This is a genomic window from Chromobacterium sp. IIBBL 290-4 (genome assembly GCF_024207115.1).
Classification (GTDB): Bacteria; Pseudomonadota; Gammaproteobacteria; order Burkholderiales; family Chromobacteriaceae; genus Chromobacterium.
Window position 1 is genome coordinate 1788179 of the sequence record NZ_CP100128.1, and the last position, 19533, is coordinate 1807711.

General features: G+C 61.4%; 18 protein-coding genes. All 18 read left to right on the top strand.

The window, feature by feature from the left end; translation table 11 throughout:
* Positions 1-12 precede the first annotated feature (12 nt).
* Complete coding sequence (locus NKT35_RS08350) at positions 13-495, top strand: BW3TFN family phage tail fiber component (RefSeq protein ID WP_254300546.1); 483 nt, start codon at positions 13-15, stop codon at positions 493-495.
* A gap of 11 nt (positions 496-506) precedes the next feature.
* Positions 507-2447 (top strand): DUF4815 domain-containing protein, encoded by a 1941-nt coding sequence (locus tag NKT35_RS08355; RefSeq protein ID WP_254300547.1) that lies wholly within the window; start codon positions 507-509, stop codon positions 2445-2447.
* A 9-nt stretch (positions 2448-2456) separates the two neighbouring features.
* Positions 2457-3665 (top strand): hypothetical protein, encoded by a 1209-nt coding sequence (locus NKT35_RS08360; RefSeq protein WP_254300548.1) that lies wholly within the window; start codon positions 2457-2459, stop codon positions 3663-3665.
* A gap of 8 nt (positions 3666-3673) precedes the next feature.
* Entirely contained in the window at positions 3674-3994 is a 321-nt protein-coding gene (locus NKT35_RS08365; RefSeq protein ID WP_254300549.1) for a hypothetical protein, read from the top strand.
* 12 nt (positions 3995-4006) lie between these two features.
* Positions 4007-5554, top strand: a complete 1548-nt coding sequence (locus NKT35_RS08370) for a hypothetical protein (protein WP_254300550.1) — start codon at positions 4007-4009, stop codon at positions 5552-5554.
* A gap of 11 nt (positions 5555-5565) precedes the next feature.
* The gene (locus NKT35_RS08375; RefSeq protein WP_254300551.1) at positions 5566-6273 is read left to right on the top strand and encodes a hypothetical protein; all 708 of its coding nucleotides are present in this window, start codon (positions 5566-5568) and stop codon (positions 6271-6273) included.
* Positions 6274-6724: 451 nt separating this feature from the next.
* Positions 6725-7120, top strand: coding sequence for a GPW/gp25 family protein (locus tag NKT35_RS08380; protein ID WP_254300552.1), 396 nt, complete (start codon positions 6725-6727; stop codon positions 7118-7120).
* Between the two features lie 22 nt (positions 7121-7142).
* Entirely contained in the window at positions 7143-8492 is a 1350-nt protein-coding gene (locus NKT35_RS08385; protein WP_254300553.1) for a baseplate assembly protein, read from the top strand.
* Positions 8485-9195: a phage tail protein I gene (locus tag NKT35_RS08390; RefSeq protein WP_254300554.1), complete on the top strand. Its 711-nt coding sequence runs from the start codon at positions 8485-8487 to the stop codon at positions 9193-9195. The genes NKT35_RS08385 and NKT35_RS08390 overlap by 8 nt, the downstream gene beginning before the upstream one ends.
* Positions 9192-9908, top strand: a complete 717-nt coding sequence (locus NKT35_RS08395; protein WP_254300555.1) for a phage tail-collar fiber domain-containing protein — start codon at positions 9192-9194, stop codon at positions 9906-9908. The genes NKT35_RS08390 and NKT35_RS08395 overlap by 4 nt, the downstream gene beginning before the upstream one ends.
* 9 nt (positions 9909-9917) lie before the next feature.
* Positions 9918-10613, top strand: coding sequence for a hypothetical protein (locus tag NKT35_RS08400; protein WP_254300556.1), 696 nt, complete (start codon positions 9918-9920; stop codon positions 10611-10613).
* An 11-nt stretch (positions 10614-10624) separates the two neighbouring features.
* Positions 10625-10879 carry a hypothetical protein gene (locus tag NKT35_RS08405; RefSeq protein ID WP_254300557.1) on the top strand — a complete coding sequence of 85 codons (255 nt, stop codon included), beginning with the start codon at positions 10625-10627 and terminating at the stop codon, positions 10877-10879.
* 727 nt (positions 10880-11606) lie between these two features.
* Positions 11607-11792: a hypothetical protein gene (locus NKT35_RS08410; RefSeq protein WP_254300558.1), complete on the top strand. Its 186-nt coding sequence runs from the start codon at positions 11607-11609 to the stop codon at positions 11790-11792.
* 147 nt (positions 11793-11939) lie between these two features.
* On the top strand, positions 11940-12515 hold the full coding sequence (locus tag NKT35_RS08415) for a phage tail protein (RefSeq protein ID WP_254300559.1): 576 nt from the start codon (positions 11940-11942) through the stop codon (positions 12513-12515).
* Positions 12515-14887: a tail fiber protein gene (locus NKT35_RS08420; protein WP_254300560.1), complete on the top strand. Its 2373-nt coding sequence runs from the start codon at positions 12515-12517 to the stop codon at positions 14885-14887. The genes NKT35_RS08415 and NKT35_RS08420 overlap by 1 nt, the downstream gene beginning before the upstream one ends.
* A gap of 11 nt (positions 14888-14898) precedes the next feature.
* A complete protein-coding gene (locus NKT35_RS08425) occupies positions 14899-15477 on the top strand; it encodes a tail fiber assembly protein (protein ID WP_254300561.1) in 579 nt (192 codons plus the stop codon).
* A gap of 253 nt (positions 15478-15730) precedes the next feature.
* Positions 15731-19117 (top strand): hypothetical protein, encoded by a 3387-nt coding sequence (locus NKT35_RS08430; protein ID WP_254300562.1) that lies wholly within the window; start codon positions 15731-15733, stop codon positions 19115-19117.
* Between the two features lie 9 nt (positions 19118-19126).
* Complete coding sequence (locus tag NKT35_RS08435; protein ID WP_254300563.1) at positions 19127-19510, top strand: phage tail assembly chaperone; 384 nt, start codon at positions 19127-19129, stop codon at positions 19508-19510.
* The last annotated feature ends 23 nt before the right edge of the window (positions 19511-19533 follow it).

Here is a 19533-nt window from a genome sequence, read left to right on the forward strand (position 1 = left end):
GAGAAACATCGAATGGCAACTCTGACCCATAGCGGCCGGACGGCGCTGGCCGCCGCGCTGGCTTCCCAGACGCTGCATTTCGCCTGGGGCGTCGGCGACGCCGCCTGGGACGACAAGCCGGTTCCCGAGCCGGTGGACGCCACGGCGCTGCTGTCGGAAGTCGGCCGCCGGCTCATCACCGAGGTGCGCTTCGTCACCGAAGATCCGGCTGGCGAAGTCGTGGTGCCCACCGGCCGTTACCGGGTATCCGCCGATCCGACCCGCCACCTGCTGCTGCGCATCGCTTTCGAGTTCGGCGACGCCGCCGCCTCGGTGATCCGCGAGGTCGCCGTATTCGCCGGCACCCACACCAAGCCGGATTTGCCGGCCGGACAGCGCTATTTCACGCCAGACCAGATGGTGTCGCCCGGCACCCTGGTGGCGCTGGAGCGCATCACGCCCATCCATCGCTCGCCCGCCACGCGCGAGACTTTCGAACACGTCATTTCCCTGTAAGGACAGCAGCCATGTCTAATATGCCCGACGGTTACTACAACCGTTTCGATCCGGCCAAGCATTTCGACGCGCACCTGTTCCGGGTGGGTTACGCGGTGCAGGCGGCTGAATTCAATGAAGTCCAGTCCGGTCTGGCCGCCCGCATCCAGGGCGTGGCCGACGCCATGTTCCGCGACGGCAATGTGGTGCGCGACGCCCGCATCGTGGTGCAGGCCGACAGCGGCGACACCGTCTGCGAAGCCGGCGCCGTCTATCTCAAAGGCGCCGTGCGCGGCGTGGCGCCGAAAAAGCTGACGCTGCCTGTCATCGGCGTGATTGCGGTGGGTTTGTACTTGCAAGACAGCGTGGTGACCGAGCTGGAAGACCCCAGCCTGCGCGATCCGGCGGTGGGCGCGCGCAACTACCAGGAAGCCGGCGCCGCCCGCCTCAAGGTGGAGGCGGTGTGGGGCTATGCCGGCGATGGGCAGCCGGGCGAGTTTTTCCCGGTCTATCAAGTGGAAAACGGCGTGCTGCGCGCCAAGGAGCCGCCGCCGCAGCTGGACGGCGTCACCCAGGCGCTGGCGCGCTACGACCGCGACAGCTCCGGCGGCTCTTATGTCGTTTCCGGCTTGTCCGTGGCCGCCGCCGCCGATTTGCCGAGCGGCGAACAGGTCTACACCGTCAGCGAAGGCCGCGCCCGCGTCAACGGCTATGGCGTGGAATTGAACACCTCGCGCCGGCTGGTGTATGCCGCCGCCCCCGATTTGCGGCAGATAGACAGCGAGCCGCATACCAGCGCCAGCGGCGACGCGCAGCGCATCAATCTGGATCGCGCGCCGGTAGCCGCCATCAGCCAGGTGCGCATCACCAAGGAAGTGACCGTCACGCTCACCCATGGCGGCTACACCGGCGCGCAGGACCCGTTGCCGGACACCTCGGTCATTTCGGTGCTGGAAGTCAAACAGGGCGCGACGGTTTACGCGGCGGGCACCGATTACAAGCTCAACGCCGGCAAGCTGGACTGGACCCTGCCGGGCAATGAGCCGGCGCCGGGCAGCACTTATACGGCGCGCTACCAGTTCATCGCCGCGGCGCAGCCGGCCCAGGCCGATGCGACCGGCTTCACCGTGGCGGGCGCGGTGCCGGGCAGCCTAGTCTTGGTCAGCTATAGCCAGAAGCTGCCGCGGATAGATCGCCTGGCCATCGGCGCCGACGGCAAGCTGGTGTGGATCAAGGGCGTGGCGGCCGACTGGAATCCCCAGCCGCCGACGGTGCCGGCCGCCTTGCTGCCGCTGGCCTCGGTCGCGCAGAACTGGAGCGGCGATCGCCAGGTCAGCAACGACGGCGTGCGGGTGGTGCCGATGTCGGACCTGGCCGGGCTGCAAGGCCGCCTCGACCATATGGCCGAGTTGATCGCCCAGCAGGCGCTGAGCGCCGATGCCCAATTGCGCGAGTCCGGCGCCAAGAAGGGCTTGTTCGTCGATCCCTTCTTGTCCGACGGCATGCGCGACGCCGGCATCGCCCAGACCGCGGCCATCGTCGGCGGAGAGCTGACCCTGCCCATCCGCGCCGGCGTCTCGGCCCTGCCTGGCGATGTGGCGGCGCGCGTCAGCCTGGACTTCAGCCTGTCGCCGGTGATGGAGCAGCCCATGCGCACCGGCAGCATGAAGGTGAATCCCTATCTGGCCTTCGATCCGCTGCCCGCGCCCGTTACCTTGACCCCGGCGGTGGATCGCTGGACCGAGACGCAGACCAGCTGGGCCAGCCCGATGACCGAGCGCTTGACCATAGGCTACGGCAACCGCTCCAGCATCAGCCAATCCACCGACGACATGCTGCTTTCCACCAGCCGCCGGGCGCTTGAAACCCTGCGCGCGATCGACGTCGGTTTCACGGTGTCCGGCTTCGGCCCCAACGAAGCCTTGTCCAGCCTCAAATTCGATGGCATCAGCGTCACGCCCGTCGCCCAATAAGGAGCAACCATGCCTCTCAATGCCAATAGCGCCGGCGTGCTTGCCGGCAAGTTCACCATCCCCGCCGGCGTGCCGGCCGGCGCCAAGCGCGTCGAGTTCATCGGCGCCGGCGGCAGCCGCGGCGAGGCCGTGTTTGTCGGCCAGGGCGAGCTGCAAACCAACTTGCGCCGTCTGGTGACTCGGATTACCGAAACCCGCTGGCAGGTCGACCCGCTGGCGCAAACCTTCACGCTGAATGCCGATACCCAGCTGGGCGGCGTCGAACTGTGGTTCACCGCCAAAGGCGCCAGCCCGGTAGTGGTGCAAATCCGCGAGACCGCCAGCGGCGTGCCCACCCGCGCGGTGCTGGCGGAGGCGCGTCTGCAGCCGGCGGACATCTCGCTGGCCGGCCCCACCCGCTTCCAGTTTGTCGCGCCGGTGTGGCTGCAAGGCAGCGTCGAATACGCGCTGGTGGCGCTGTGCGACGATGCCGACGCCGCGCTGGCCATCGCCGAGCTGGGCAAGTGGGACAGTGCGGCCAACCGCTGGGTGACCAGCCAGCCCTACCAGGTGGGCGTGCTGTTGTCGTCCAGCAATGCCAGCACCTGGACCGCGCACCAGGACCGCGACATGGCGTTCCGCCTGCTGGCCGCCAGCTATGCGGTCACGGTCAAGACGCTGGATCTGGGCAAGGTGGCGGTGCAGAACGCCACCGATCTGATGCTGCTGTCGTTGTCGGACAGCCCCGTGGCGTCCGCGCGGGTCGAATACAGCCTGGGCCTGCCGGACGGCGGCGTGGTGCAGGTGGCGGACAGCCAGCCGGTGCGCTTGCCCGCGCCCTTGAGCGGCCAGGTCAGCGTCACTGCCCGCCTGCTCGGCACCGAGCAAGCGTCGCCAGTGCTGTTTCCGGGCACTCAGCTGGTCAGCGGCCAGGTGGCGCAAAGCGCCGACTACGTCAGCCGCGCCATTCCCGCCGGCAACAATGCCCGCGTGCGCGTGGTGTTCGAGGCGCTGATCCCGGCCGGCGCCGGCGTGGCGGTGACCGCCTCCGGCATCGATCCCAGCGACGTGTTCCAGCCGGTGGCCTATCAAGGCAGCAAGCCGCAGGGCGACGGCTGGATGGAGATGACGCACGAACTGGCCTCGATCAGCGAAGCGATGGTGCGGGTCAAGCTGACGCTGAGCGGCAACAGCGCCGCGCGGCCGCGCGTGCGCAAGCTGCGCGTCATCGTGCTGTAGGAGGCGATATGCCGGACATCCTGACGACGCCCCATCTCAACCTGCCGCTGCCGCATCCGGCCAATAGCCTGGCCGAGGATGTGCTGCGCATCCGCGACGCCTTTTCCGCGCTGGATCAGAAGATCGCCGGCCTGGACGCGCTGTTGGCCAGCGACGATCTCAACCTCGACACCTTGCAAGAGCTGGTGGCCGCCATCAAGCGCGAGCGCGGCGATCTCGATCAAGCCGCCGCCCAGCTGCTGGAGCACAAGAACGCCGTCAATGCCCGGATGGCCGAGCACGACGCGCGATTGACAAACCTGGCGGCGCTGGCTTGCGCCGGCTTGTAGCCTGGAGGAACCATGTCTAAAGACTTACAGGATTACCGCGGCCAGCTGCTGGCGCGGATCAAGGGCCAACTGCTGGCGGCCGATTTCGGCAACGCCGGCGCAAGCGATCTGGTGATGCAGTCGGCGCTGCTCAAGGCCTACAGCTATGTCGGCAATCTGGACGCGCTGGATATCGATTATCTGCTGGACATGACGGCGGCGGATCTGGACAACCATCTGCAAGACGCCGCCAACAGCGCGCGCTTCGGCCAATTGCTGATGTCCACCCGCGCGGTCAAGGCGCTGGCGGCCAGCGCGCCCATCATGGCTGCCATCGCCGGCAGCGCCGCCGCCATGGCACTGCTGGCCGCCAATGGCCCGGCCACGGCGTCGATCGCCGACAATGCGCAGGCGATCGGCCAGCTGGCGCTCAGCGCCACGGCGATGAAGGCGCTGGCGGGCAGCGCGATCGCCATGTCCGCCGTGGCGGCGTCCTCGACGGCGATGGCCATCGTTTCCGCCTCCACCATCGCCATGACGGCGCTGGCGGCATCGACGCCGGCGATGAACGCGCTGGCGGCCTCGGCCGCGGCGATGTTCGCCATCGCCTCCTCGACGACGGCGATGGCTATCGTGGTCGCCTCGGCGACGGCGCTGGCGGCGGTGGCGGGGTCTTCTAATGCAATGACTGTGGTGGCGGCTTCCCCGCTGGCGATGAATATCATCGTCGCCTCTCAGTCTGCGACGGCTGCGGTGGTCGCCTCCGTAGTGGCAATGAATGCATTGACGACGTCTGTGGTTGCCATGCCGATACTAGCCGGATCGTCGGCTGTCATGACTGCAGTGGCCGCCTCCGCTGTGGCGATGGCTATGATCGCGTCTTCTGCGGCTGCGATAGGCGTCGTGGTCGCCTCTACTCCGGCGATGAGCGCCATCGTGGCCTCCAATACAGCGATGAACGTGCTGGCAGCCAGCCAGGTCGCGCGGTCGGCTCTGCTGGGGTCGACCACGGCCATGAGCATCATCGGCGGCAGCTCGATGGCGGTCGGCAAGCTGGCGTCTGGCATCGCGGGACAGGACGCGCAAACCATCGCAGACCTTGCCGCCGTGATCGCTTCGCCGGCCGCCTTGGCCGCTGTGGCGGCATCTTCCACTGCGATGACGGTACTAGCGGCATCTGCGGCGGCGATGACGGTGCTGGCTGCGTCTGCGACGGCGATGAACGCCCTGAACGCATCGGACGTCGCCATGAATGCGCTGTATGCGTCGCCATTGACGACAAAGATCAGCTACACCTCCACCCAGCTTTGGAGCGCCGTCAATACGCTGCGTTCCGGCATCACGCTGTTTGTGCGCTTGACCACCAAGGCGGGCGTAGCGGGCTGGGGGGAGGGCAATAGCGTCAATGAATGGATGCTGTTTGACGGCGCGCAGATCAATTTCGCGGAGCGCAATGCGAACCCGTACAACCACTCTGGTTTGTCGTCCGCGCCACGTCTGCCGATGCGCCGCTGCGCTTCCACTTTGCAAATCCGTGTCTACCAGGCGTGTGAAATCGCCTATATCGCGCTGCCGGCATAAGGAAGATCTCCATGAAGCAATTTATTTTCGACAAGACCACCCGTCGCTGCATCGGGTGCGTGGAAGGCGTTTTCGATGGATACCACGGGCAAGGCCTGTTGGTGGACGCGGACCACATCTCTCCAGACGTGGAAACCGATGACATGGGTAGTTTGTACCTGTCCGACGATGGCGTAACGGTTAAACAAGACAGGACCGCGCAGCTGGCTCAAGCCAAGTCCGGCCGTAAAGCCCGCATCAAGGCCGAGGCGGCCCGGCTGATAGAGGCGACCGCATGGAAGCTGGAGCGCGCCCGCGAACGCGAAACCGCCGGCTGGGGCAGCCTGGCCGAGGTGGACGCGGTTCTGGCCGAGCGCGAGGCGATCCGCCGGTCGTCCAGCGCCGCCGAGCTTGCGCTGGACACGCTGACCGATGTCGCCAGCGTTCAGGCTTTCGCCTGGTCGGTCGATGTCCAGGTCGCCGCGCCGCGCCGGCTGACCCACAAGCAATTCCTGGCCCGGTTCAGCGACTCGGAAATCCAGGCCATGCTCAAGTCGGTTGCCGACAATTCCCCGCTGCGGCCCTGGTGGGAGCGTTTCAGCCTGGCCAGCGACATCAGCCTGGACGACCCGGCCACCCAGGCCGGAGCGCAGGCCATGGAAGACGCGGGCTTGATCGCCAAGGGCAGGGCTGCGGAGGTGCTGGGCAAGGCGCCGACCCAAGCGCCTGTCCAAGCGTAGTGTGTTCACCGCTGCGCGCCCCGCTATTGGGGCGGCAGTTCCAGCCGCCCGGTCGGCGTAAAGTCGGCTTGGCGCTTTTCTATCCAGACCCCGCGGGAGAAATGCCGCTTTCTCCAGCTTTCTCCCGCGAGGAGGAGGGCTTTCAGCCGTAGGCCGTTTGAGAGCGTTCCCCCTTGCCTAGCCTAGGCCGAGAGGCGGGTTGCCGCAGGCAAGTTGCCATGTGGCAACACGCTCTTTCCCCGCCTGGTTGGCGCGCCCTGTTTTCCTTTCCATGTCTGCCGTGAACGGCGGGGAAACCCGGCGCCCTTGAGCGGGCAAACCACGCCGCGCATGCGCCGCCTGGCACCCCTCTCCCCTCGCGGGAGAGGGAGCGCCCCGCCAATCTTCTCTCGCCCATTTCCCTAACCCTGTTTAAAAGCCGCCGCCCACAGCGGTTTGGCACCATGACGCCATGACAAAGCTAACCGACATCACCTCGCTGCACTGGCAGCCCGCGCTGCAGCCGCGCGGCCAGAAACCCGGCCCCAACGGTTTTCCGGACATCGTGGAGAACCTGGACGACATCCATCAGGCGCTGCGCATCATCCTGGGCACGCCCAAGGGCAGCGATCCGCTGCGGCCGGAGTTCGGCAGCGACCTGCACCGCTATCTGGACTATCCGATAGACCGCGCCCGGCCGCATGTGGTGCGCGAGGCGGTGGCGGCCATCAGCCACCCGCGATACGGCGAGCCGCGCATCGAACTGGTGCGCGTGCTATTCAGCGTGGACGGCGACGCCAGCGCTCGGCTGTGCGCGCAATGGAAGCTGGCCGACGGCGTCATCCGCGAAACCGAGCTGAAGCTGTAAGCCACCCGACAAGGACAAGATCATGACGAGCAATGTGAGCAATCCGGCCGCCGCCGCCAGCGCCCTGGCCGACGCCTATCTGAAACTGGGCGGCCAGGAGCAATACCCCAAGCAGATGGAGCAGCTGCTGACGGAGATGCTGGGCAATCGCCAAAGCGGCCTGGCCGCGGCGGATCTGCCTAAATTCATCGCTGACGATCCCAAGGCCATCGCCCAGGAAATGGCCGACGCCTACCAGAAAATGGCCGGCAAGCAGCTGTATCCGGGTCAGATCGAACAATTGCTGATCGACTTGTTCGCATACCGGGAAAGCCTGGTGCGCGCGGCCTTCAACGACGCCGGCCGGCAAAACCTGGTGGCCTTTGCCCGCGCGCCGATGCTGGATTATCTGGGCGAACTGGTGGGCGTGACGCGCCAGCCGGCCCAGCCGGCCATGGCCAAGGTCAAGTTCACTTTTCCTGCCTATGCCGGCGGCGCGCGGCAGGTGCAGGTGCGCATGGGAACGCGCGTGTCCGGCAATTCCGATATCCAGTTCCAGACCACTGCCCAGTTGACAGTGGATCTGGGTGATCAGCCGCAACCCGCTGATTGCGATGTGGTGGCCACGGTGCCGGGCGAGATCGGCAATTTGCTGCAGGCCAGTGATTTGAACCAACTGCTGGACGATGTCGGCGTCAAGGTGGGGGTGGTCTGCGTGAAAGCGCCGTGGGGCGGGGCCGAGGCGGAAGACGACGAGCATCTGCGCCAGCGCATCCGCCAGGCGCCGGAATCATTCAGCGTGGCCGGCAGCGCCGCCGCCTATCGTTTCCACGCGCTCAGCGCCAGCCCGGACATTGTCGATGTGGCGGTGGTGAGCCAGTCCAGCCTGCCGGACGACGATCCCCTGAAGGCAGAAATCAAAGCCGGAGAAGTGAGACTGTTTCCCTTGTTCGTCGGCAATGGCGCGGGCCAGGCGGCGCCGGTCCCCGGCGACCCCCGGCCGCCGGAAGAGGCCGATCCGCAATTGCGCAAGGTATGGCTGGCTTGCAGCGCCGACAAGGTGCGGCCGTTGACCGACAAGGTCACCGTGCGCCGTCCGCCCACCGAACACTTCGACGTCGAGGCCTTGTTGCAAACCTATGCCGGAATGGATGGCGAGCTGGTCAAGCAAAAGGCTCGCGCCGCGCTGCAGGCCTATCTGGACGAGCGGCAAAACCAGCTGGGCCGCGACATTGTGCCATCGCAACTGGTGGCGGCCCTGTCGGTGCCCGGCGTATATCAGGTGAAGCTGCTGCAGCCCGCCCAGGCGAAAACCGTGGCCAGCTACGCTTGGTCCAGCTGCGCGTCGGTGAGCGTGGATCTGGATAAAGACAACGGCGGCAGCCATGACTGAGCGCCGCGACGGCGCCGTGTCGCCCGTGTTGCGCCAGGATGCGCGCTTCCGGCCGCTGGCCGAGCTGGCGCGGCGGATGGGCGTGCCCTATGCCGAACCGGCGGTGGCCCAAACGCAGGGCCAGTTCGAAACCACCGACCTGCTGGTGTACCTGGTGGACAGCGTCGAACCCGCGCTACTGCCCTTGCTGGCCGAGCAATTCCATGTGGCCGGAGACGAAGGCTGGCTGCTGGCCAACGGCGACGCCAAGCGGCGAGAGCTGATCAAGCGCGCCATCAGCCTGCATCGCTACAAGGGCACGCGCTGGGCGGTAACGGAAGTGTTCCGCGTGCTGGGCGTCAATATCGAGCTGACCGAGTGGTGGGAAAAGAACGGTTCAGGCGAGGCTTACACCTTCAACTTCACCGCCTGGGCCAACGACAACCTTTTGCCCGGCCAGGCCATCCTCAGCCCGCAATTGTATGAACGGCTGCGGCGCATGGTGGAGCAGGTGAAACCGGCGCGCAGCAGCTACCGCTTCAAGATCGGCGCGGCTTTTAGCCAGCCGCTGGGCTTGGCCGGCGCGCTGGGCAGCCTGGCGCTCAGCCGCCGCAGCGCCGACTGCCGGCCCAACCCGGCCAAGCCCTTATCGCAAGCCCTGCGTTGCGCCGGCGCGCTCAAGCCGCTGGCGGTGATGCGCCTACCCATGGAGATGAGCCGATGAGCAGCACCCCCTTGATTCCGCAGATCCTCGATGGCGGCCTGGCCGCCATTCAGTTGGCCAGCCATGACGGCATGCGGCTGCGGATCACCCATATCGCGCTGGGCGACCAAGGCTACACGCCCGACCCGTCCCAGGCCGCGCTGAGGCATGAGGTGGTCCGCTACCCCATCGCCGACGGCAAAAGCGAGGGCCCGCGCCAACTGCACCTGACCGCGCTGGCCAACGACGCCACCGAGTTCTGGGTGCGCGAAGTGGCCTTCATCCTGGAGGGTGGGCAAACGCTGGCCGTCTGGTCCGATCCGCAACAGGCGCTGGCCTATAAGCAGGCCAATCTGGAGCTGTTGCTGGCCTTCGACCTGGCCCTGTCCGGCGTGCCGGCCGGCAGCGTCACCGTCGAATCCACCGGCGCCGGGCTCAACCTGTCCCTGGGCGAGGAGCTGGCCAGCTTCGCCGCCGCCCAGATTGGCGAGATGCAGCGCGGGCTGGGCCGGGACGACAGCCTGCGGCAGCACCAGGCGAGGTTGGACCGCACCGAACAAAGACTGGATGGCCACGATCGTCAACTGAACGACCAGAACAATGCCTTGCTGGACGCCGACCAGCGCGCCCGGCATCGCCATGAAGAATTGCTGGAACTGGCAACCGCCCAAGCCGCGGCCTTAGTCCAGCTGCAATGCCTCACCCTGAATCAAACCGTTTTGCATTCCCGTTAAGGAGAGAACATGAGTTTGGAACAACAAGTCGCCGCGCTGGTGACGGCGTCAAACAACCTGACCGGCATGGTGGCCGGCAAGCAAGCCGATATCGACGCCAAAGTGGCGGCCAAAACGGCAGAGCTGGATGCGTGGAAAAGCAGCGTTGTAGAGGTGATCAACGGAGTAGAGGTTATCAAGGCTGGGGGACTCTATCAGTTTAAGCGCAGCCTTCATATCGAAACCGGTGGGTGGCCTGCATGCAATACCACGCCTTCAGGTCCTACCTATGTTCAATTGCTTGAATTTACCGCTGGTGCAGTAGAGGGCTCATTTTTCGAGATCAATGTTCATAAAGCACACCGCGGAATGGGGTACGCCGGTTACTATGAGTATGTAGAGTTGCGTGGTACGTATTGGTATGACGGTATTGGCGGGATTGCCCGTAAATTCTCTAATGGGGAGGATAAAATTAGTTTGTATACGTCGGATGCCACCAATGTTAGCAATGTCATTCCCCTGCCTTTGACAGGGGCACCAGTTCCTTTTGCAGTAAAACAGATTGCAAATGATGGTAATGATAAAAAATATGCATTAATGCTTGTTTGCAACCCAGAATGCGGTGCGGATGAATTTTTGGGAATATCGGTACGATATTCTGATCCTCATGCTAAGCCTGCAGCAAATTTTGCTTCCTTGGTCAAGCCGACCTACCCCAATTTATAAGGAATATGAAAATGACGGATTTGATGCAGGGCTATGACAGCATTACGCTTGCTAAACAAGAAAATCAAACCATGCAAGTGAATTTGGCAAGGGTTAGTTGTGAAAGCCGAATTGAGCTGTATTATCCGTTGTGGCAGCAGTTAAATGTCATGCGGGCGGGGAGTGATGTGGAGAAAAGTAAAATGGGCATTTTTATTGATGCTTGTAGAGCTTGGAGTAATGGGGTTAACCCAGATCCTGCCGCTTTGCTAAATATAAAGCCGTAAATGGTAATTGCTATGGTCTGATTCGCCGCTGTATATTTGAATGTCTTTTCAAGGAAGGCTGGTGAAAATAGTCAGCTGATTTTTAACATAAAGACAGTGTAAGATTTCTATTGTCAGCCGGTCTCGCGCCCGCGAATCACCGACTGACGCAGTCGTTTATTTCCTCACTCCTCATTTCACGCCGGGCTTCGCCCGAGGCCCGGCGGTCTTTTTCTCCCCTTATCTGTTCCCCAAGGCGTTTGCCGGCCGCGAGACCTTATGCTTGCCACTGCTCCTGAATGGGCTGAGCCGCAATAGTCGCCCGTTCTTCCCTCTGAATGCCGCCTGGCGGGAAACCTTCTCTTTTCGCTGCTGTTATCGTTTGCAATCTTCCTATCCTTATTGGCCTGATCCACCCGCATCGCGCGCGCCGCATGATTATCTATTGGGCGCATGGCTCCGAGTCCTGCCTGATCGTGGTAGGGCGGAAGCGCCGGCTTGCCGGGGCGTTCCGCCGCTTGGCCACGCGGCGGGGTGTCGACGGAATATGGATGGCGAATGAATGGCGGAACGCCCCGCAGGGGCTTCCGCCCTACGGCGGCGAGTTTCGCCCAGCCGTCGCGCCACTGCCATTTCAGCCCTTACAACACCCCACCTCCGGCGCTATCAAGGCGTGACTCAGTCATGCCCGCGCATCCCCTCCCTGTCTCTCCTCGACTTTTCGACTTTCCCCTCCCTGGAGCTCGCCATGCCGTTCACCGCGTTTCCATCTCTTTCCCCCATTTCCACGCTGTCCCCTGCCGATGACGACGCTGGCGTCAGTCGAAAGCCCGCGGCCATGCCCGCATCCAGCGAGACGGCACGCGCCCGCCCGCAATTACACGCCGTCGCCAGCGTGCGCGCCGTGCTGCGCGTGAGCATGCAGGTGGGTTGAGCTGGTTTTCCCGCGGCGACGTTTGCGCCGCGTTTCGATTTCTTCATGGCACGCAAAGGAGGTTTTCCATGAATGCGCATCCCCGCGTCCGCCCGCGCCCGCTCGCGGCGGCGGATCGCGCCCGGCGGCGGGCAAAGGAGGGCGGCCATGGCTGACGCTGTCGCTCCACTCATCAAGGCCGATGCCCGCTTTGGCCCGATGGCCCAGTTGTCCGAGCGGCTGACCGGCATCGATACCTCGCCGTTTCTGGTTTACCTGATAGACCACGTTGACGTTTCGCTGCTGCCCCTGCTGGCCGAGCAGTTTCATATCCAGGGCGATGAAGGCTGGGTACTGGCCGAATCCGACGACGCCCGCCGCGCGCTATTGCACAGCGCCAACGAGCTGCACCGCTACAAGGGCACGCCGTGGGCGATCCGCGAGGTCATCCGCCGCTTAGGCTTGGGCGAGGCGGTGCTGATCGAAGGGCTGGGCGACCAGCACCGCAACGGCGCCATCAGCCGCAACGGCTACTACGTGCATGGCGACCCGGCCAGCTGGAACCGCTACCGGGTGCTGTTGTCGCGGCCCATCACCAACGACCAGGCCGCGCTGCTGCGCCGGATGCTGGCGGCTTACGCGCCGGCGCGCTGCGTGCTGGCCAGCCTGGAGTATCAAAAGGTGGCTAACCGCCACAACGGCGCCATTTTCCGCAACAAGCAATTCAACCGAGGGAGTGCCTGATGGCAAATCTGATCGAAAGCAATGACTGGGTGGACGGCATTTACCAGCTGGAAACCTCCGACCCCGTGCTGGGCGGCCCGGAAGGTGTGGACAATCTTCAGGCCAAGCAGCTGGGCAGCCGCACCCGGTTTCTCAAAAAGAAGCTGGACGATATGGTGTCCGGCGCGCTGGCTTCCGCCTACGCCGCCCAGCTCAAAACCCCGCGCAACATCGCGATGAGCGGCGACGGCAACTGGAACGTGACGTTTGACGGCGGCAAGGATGTCAGCGGCCAGCTCACGCTGAGCAATAGCGGCGTGACGCCGGGCAGCTACGGCCAGGTGACGGTGGACGCCAAAGGCCGCGTCACCGCCGCCCGCGCCATCCAAGCGAGCGATGTGCCGGGGCTGGACTGGAGCAAGATCGCCTCCGGCAAGCCGACCACCTTGGCGGGGTACGGCATTGCCGATGGCGCGAGCAAGGGCGATTTGCAAAGCGCGGTGAGCGGGTTGGTGTCCAGCGCGCCGGACAACCTCAATACGCTGCAAGAGCTGGCAGCGGCGGTGAACAACGACCCCAAGTATTCGTCGACGGTGGATGGCAAGCTGGCGGGCAAGGCGGACAAAGCGACGACGCTGGCGGGATATGGCATTACCGACGCGGCCAGCGCAAGCGATTACGCCAGGGTAGCCGCTAAAGTCAACGGCCGCCGTTTGATTCGGGTACGGGCAGTCGGCGCTGCCGCGCAGGGCAGTGCCAGTGTGGAAATAGATGGCCAAACCATAGCTTCAGGTGCTCGCAGCTATAACATGGTGCAGTTGGATGCGGTAGGAAATGTCGCTCGTTCGGCCGCATTTGATGTGTATGCCGGCACAGGTCAGGCTGCGGCCGATTGGCTTAATGCCGTGCCGGACGGCATGACCGTGATTGTGTACACCAATGACGAACCACAAGGTAACCGTCTGTCCGGTGGCCTGCCTCAGGCCTTGTACCGCTGCGGCGCTAGCAATCAGGTTTTTGCAAGCGACAAATTCCAGTACCGCAGTGCGTACATCCTGATTGGCAGGGCGGGGTGTGGCGAAGGGCAGGGGATGGAGCGCTATCGAGGCGATAAGGCTGAAAGTCCAGATGCCAAGCTGGATGTAGTCTTTGAGCTGGTCAGCGGTCAGCCTTTACTCAATGGTGGTCAAGTCAGCGGCGCAGCCGCGCCGACGGGGCTGGTCGCCTATTTCGCCATGCCAAATGCGCCGGATGGCTGGCTGAAGGCCAATGGCGCGCAAGTCTCTCAGACGAGTTACAGCCGTCTGTTCGGGGCGATTGGCCATGCATTCCGGCCAAACAAGAGCGGTGTCGCCGCTCTGCTTCGGCTGGATGATAAAGACCAGTTGCAAGAGCGTTTGCAACCGGGGCGGTCGGTCCAGTTATTTGGCGGCGCCGGTTTGTCTACCGATGTCGCCAAGTTTGGGACGAAATGCCTGAAAACGACGCGAGGTGGCGGTTATGCCGCATTTAACTTGCCAGAACGCTTGAACACCAAGCAATTCACGCTAGAGGGCTGGCATATGCCTACGCTTAACGGCGGTTGGACGGATACCAATCTCTACAATGGCATCATCGGCATGAATATCAGTACCTATATGGGTGAGATCACGTTGGCGATTGAAAATGGCACGGGATTTCCAACCGTCTGGTTAAGTGATGGCACGGAAAAGAGAGTGGAAGACTGGATTTGCTATCGCAGTGTGGCATCCGCCAAGCGAGTGTTCTCTCCGCGCGCCTGGTATCACATCGCTTTTAGCTATGACGGTTCTACTTATCGATGGTTTGTCGATGGAAAATTGGTGTGGAGCTTGGCCAGCCCCAGACAGGTAGGTCTGCCTGATAATGTTTTGCTGTTTTCCGTCGATGGTTGCTCGCCTAGTTTTGGAGCTTCATCCGAGGGCTATTATCAGGACTGGAAAGTCAGCAATGTCTGCAACTATGCGAGCGAGTTTTCTCCTCCAACACAACCAGCTGAATATCAGGCTGACGTCGACGCGGGGAAATTTTATCTCCCGAATCTGTGCGGCGAATTTATCCGAGGTTTCGATGAGTTGAACCTGGCAGACCCAGGGAGGCAGTTCGGCAGTTGGCAGAAAGGCACCTTGACTACATCGGATCCTAATATCGACTCCGTGTCGGCATCTACCCTGATCCACAATAACAATTCCTCTCCGGACATGGCGCGCGATATGGGCATGGACCCAATAGACTCGTGGAAGTACCCGGTATCTAGAGCCTTTGCCACTAGCACAGCGGAGTACATTTACGATCTGGATAGCCGCGGCTGGTTAGGTGGAAACGGTGCCACTCGCCCGCGCAATGTCGCCTTGCTCGCCTGCGTCAAATACTAAGGAGATACGTCATGCCAGAACAGAAAACCGTTTATAGCTACCACCCGCAAACCGGCGAATACCTTGGTCCGATGCAAGCGGATCGCTCTCCGCTGGAGATGGAGGAGGTATGGCTGATTCCGGCCTTCGCCACCGCGCAGCCGCCGCTGCAGACCGGCGAGCGTCAGGTTGTCGTGTTCCACGATGACACGTGGAGTCTGCATGCCGACTGGCGCACTGTGCCGCTCTGGAGCAAAGAGACGGCCCGGCAACTAATGCCGCAAATCGGCGACACGCCGGACAGCCTGAACGCGACGCCGCTGCAACCGCCAGCATTTGCGGTCTGGAAAGACCAGGCTTGGGCAGTGGACGAGGCGGCTAAGCTTGCTGCGCAAACCGCCTCCTCGCTGCAAAAGCAGCAGCAGCGATTGACGGAGGCGCTGAGGCAGCGCAAGCCATTTGAGGACGCGGTCGAGTTGGGCATCGCCAGCGCGGCGGAACAAGCTAAGTTGGTGGAATGGAAGCGCTATTGCGTCGACTTATCCCGCCTGCCACAGCAGCCAGGCTGGCCGCAATTGGCGGACAGCGCCTGGCCCAGTCAGCCCGCTTGACTGTCTTGCGGGGAAGCCTTGCCCGTTAAACCCCCTTCCTAAACCCCTTTCCAATCCGCACGCCGCAGGTTTGGGCACCATATCGTCCTGACCGGAAGGCCGGCCTCGTCGCGAGGCTGGCTGTTGCCGCGCCTGTGCGCGGCGCAGGCGCTTGGGCGCTCGCCTTGGTTCTTCGCCCGGTCATGCCTCCGCGTTCCATCGTTTCCCTGGCGGAAACGGAGCGCCCCTACTGTTAAAGCATGCGAGGAATGACATGGCTTTTTTGAAGGAAACCAATAACTGGGAAGCCGGCATCTACCAGCTGGAAACCACTGACCCGGTGCTGGCCGGCCCGGACGGCATCGATAATCTGCAAGGCAAACAGCTGGCCAACCGCACCGTCTATCTGAAAGACCAGATCGATCAATTAGCCAATGGCAAGCAAGCTGCCGGCAATGCCGCCAAGCTAAGCGCGGCGCGCAATATCGCCATGAGCGGCGATGGCAGCTGGAAAGTGGCTTTTGACGGCAGCGGCGATGCCGCCGCGCAGATGACGCTGAGCAATAGCGGCGTGACGCCGGGTAGCTACGGCCAGGTGACTGTGGACGCCAAAGGCCGCGTCACTGCCGCCCGAGCCATCGCCGCTGACGATGTGCCGGCTCTGGATTGGAGCAAGATCGCCTCCGGCAAGCCGACTACCTTGGCGGGGTATGGCATTGCCGATGGCGCGAGCAAGGGCGATTTGCAAAGCGTGGTGAGCGGCCTGGTTGCCAACGCGCCAGCCAATCTGAACACCTTGCAGGAGCTGGCCTCGGCCATCAATAACGATGCGGCTTACTCCGCCACGGTAGATGGCAAGTTGCAGGGGAAGGCTGACAAGGCGACGACGCTGGCGGGGTATGGCATCACCGATGCGGCCAGCAAGAGCGATTTGAAGGCCATCGCGGATGGCATCAACAGCGGCAAGGCTGATAAGGCCACGACCTTGGCCGGCTATGGCATTGCCGATGGCGCGAGCAAGGCTGAGTTGAAAGCCGCCATTGATGGCGTGGTGTCTGGCGCGCCGGGCGCATTGAATACCTTGCAGGAATTGGCGGCCGCGCTGGGCAATGACGCCAATTATGCGGCGTCTATGACCAAAATGTTGTCAGGCAAGGCGGAGAAAGCGACGACTTTGGCGGGGTATGGCATTACCGATGGCGCGCCATCTTCTGCGGTGGGAAACTTTAAGGCGCGGGTATTTCTATCCGCTGCGTCAGGCACGGCATTGAGACTTAGCCCTGCGCAGTCGGGTGGCATATTTGAGCTATTTGATTCTACCGCTTTCACAGTTACGCTTCCCAGCCCTGTGGTGGATAATCAGGTATTCAGTTTTTTCAATGCCAGCGGGGCAACGGCCCATTCTATTCAAACAATAGGCGGGGCGATCTATAACAAGGGCATAGCATCGCCATCGATTAGTCTGCCCCCCAGTTCGGCTGTGATGCTGATCAGCGATTGCAGTAATTGGACAGTGTTGTTTATCAGCGCCACCACGTTGGCTGGTTATGGCATTACCGATGCAACTAGCAAAGATGCCAACAATCGTTCTTGGGCTAATGCTTTCCGGGCAAATAAAGGCACGCCTGTCAATGATGATGCGGCACTAGGCTTTGCTTTTGGTTTGGATGGAGATACTGGTTTATTTGCAGATACCTCCGGCTCGAATGCCAATACAGGCACCAATAATCTCAGTCTGTATATCGATTCCAGCAAAGTTTTTAATGTCTATCGAAATGGCAGCATTTGGACACCTGCGTATGGCGCATTGGAGGACAAGTTCGCCTCAAAGGCCGATCTGAAAACGGCCATCGACAATGTGGTCGCGGGCGCGCCGGGGGCATTGAACACCTTACAGGAGCTGGCGGCTGCGTTAGGCAATGATCAGAACTTCGCAGGTACTATCACCAATTCCTTGGGGAGTAAGGCGGACAAGGCCACGACGTTGGCGGGCTATGGCATTAGCGATGGTGCGAGCAAGTCTGATCTGAAAACTGCGATTGATGGCGTAGTTTCAGGCGCACCGGGCGCATTGAATACCTTGCAGGAATTGGCAGCTGCGCTGGGGAATGACGCCAATTATGCGGCGTCTATGACCAAACTGTTGTCTGGCAAGGCGGACAAAGCTACAACGCTTGCAGGCTATGGCATCACCGACGCTACCAGCGCGGATGCTAATAATCGTTCTTGGGCTAGTGCTTTTCGAGCGAAAAAGGGCCTGCCTAATGGAGATGAATCCCGGACCGGATTCGCCTTCGAAGCAGATGGCGATACCGGTCTATTTGCCGATGGTTCAGGGGTTTCTGGCAGTAGCGCGTTAAGCATGCATATTGATAGCAGCAAGGTTTTTCAAGTGAGCCGAGCCGGTCAAATATGGTCTTCCGCTTATGGCGCTTTAGAGGATAAGTTTGCCGCTAAATCCTCCACTCTAGCTGGATATGGCATTACTAATGCGTTCACCAAAGATGAAGGGGCTAAAGTCAATGGCGATGTTGGGCGAGTATTTTCTGTAGCTGCAGGAGCGCAGGGTGAGCATGCGGTACAACTTTCACAGCTGTACAGTTCGCGGAACAAGATTATTAATGGGGCAATGAGAATCGATCAGCGGCTGGCAGGGCAGATGCTGACACCAACAGGTACGCAGTCTTATATTGTTGATCGTTGGAGATTTAACTATAGCCAGCCTGGTAAATTGACATTCCAACAAAACTTGAACGCCATCGTTCCTCCGGCTGGTTTTACACACTACTTGGGTGTGACAGCTAATACTGCTAGCGCACTTTTAGAAACGGATTACTTGTCGCTTGTGCAGGTGATTGAGGGGAATAATGTGTCGGATCTGGCATGGGGGGGGGTAGGAGCTCAGCCGATTTCTTTGCAATTTTATGTATATGCCTCATTGACGGGGAAGTTTTCCGGGGCGCTGGTAAATGCCGATGGAAGCCGATCTTATGTGTTTACTTATACGATCTCTCAGGCAAAAGCCTGGACATTGATCAAGCTGGCCAATATTCCTGGAGATGTTGCCGGAAGTTGGTCTATGAAGGGGGCGGGTGCCGGACTGAATCTGGTATTTAACTTGGGGGCCGGGGTAGGTTATCAGGGGATAGAAAATTCCTGGAATGCGGGGAATAAAATGGCCTCTGCTGGAGTGGTGAATCTTGTGAATACGGCTGGGGCGATTTTTTGTGTGACAGGCGTTCAACTTGAAAAGGGAGTTGCCTGCACGCCTTACGAGCATCTTTTATATGGGCATGAGATTTCGCTTTGTCAGCGATATTTTGAGATTATGGGGAGTGGGGCTATTTATCAATATGGGGTGGGAGGGTTCAATGGTAGTAACACTGTGTATGTTGGCATGCAGTGGAAAATAAGGAAGCGAGTCGCTCCCTCTGTTATGGCCTCGGCAGCGAGTAGCTTCACTATATGGTCCTTCGCTACTAGTAATGTTGCTCCTTTGAAACTTGAATTTGCTCCGACGGTAGATGGAACGTTGATATCATTAGCTATATCAGGGGGGTGGGTGGGCAGGCAGCTTTGCTGGAGGATGGGACGGCGGGTGGCGGCACTGGTGGGTCGTGGATTGCAGCAGATGCCGAACTGTGAGAATTCTACAACTTAAGGATAAACCATGGCCCAGTATAAATTAACGGCTAGACCGGACATAGTTCTAAATATGGAAACGGGGGCAACGATTCCAGAGGGTGTTTGGCTTTGGAATCAATATCAGGACTGGCTTGCAGCTGGCAATACGCCATTGCCTGTGGATCTGCCAGACAGAGGGCTGTTAGCGAGTCAAGTTCGCGTTCAGCGAGATTCTCATCTATTCGCAACAGAATGGTTAGTCCAGCGCCATCGCGATGAAATTGACCTGGGTCGCCCTGCCACGCTTAATCAAGAGACGTTTAACCAACTGATGGCGTATCGCCAAGCCTTGCGCGATGTGCCGTTGCAAACAGGTTTTCCTGAACGAGTGGATTGGCCCAAGGTTCCGTCCTGTCATGGAATGAATTAGGTCCAGGATTTGAAGGATATTGG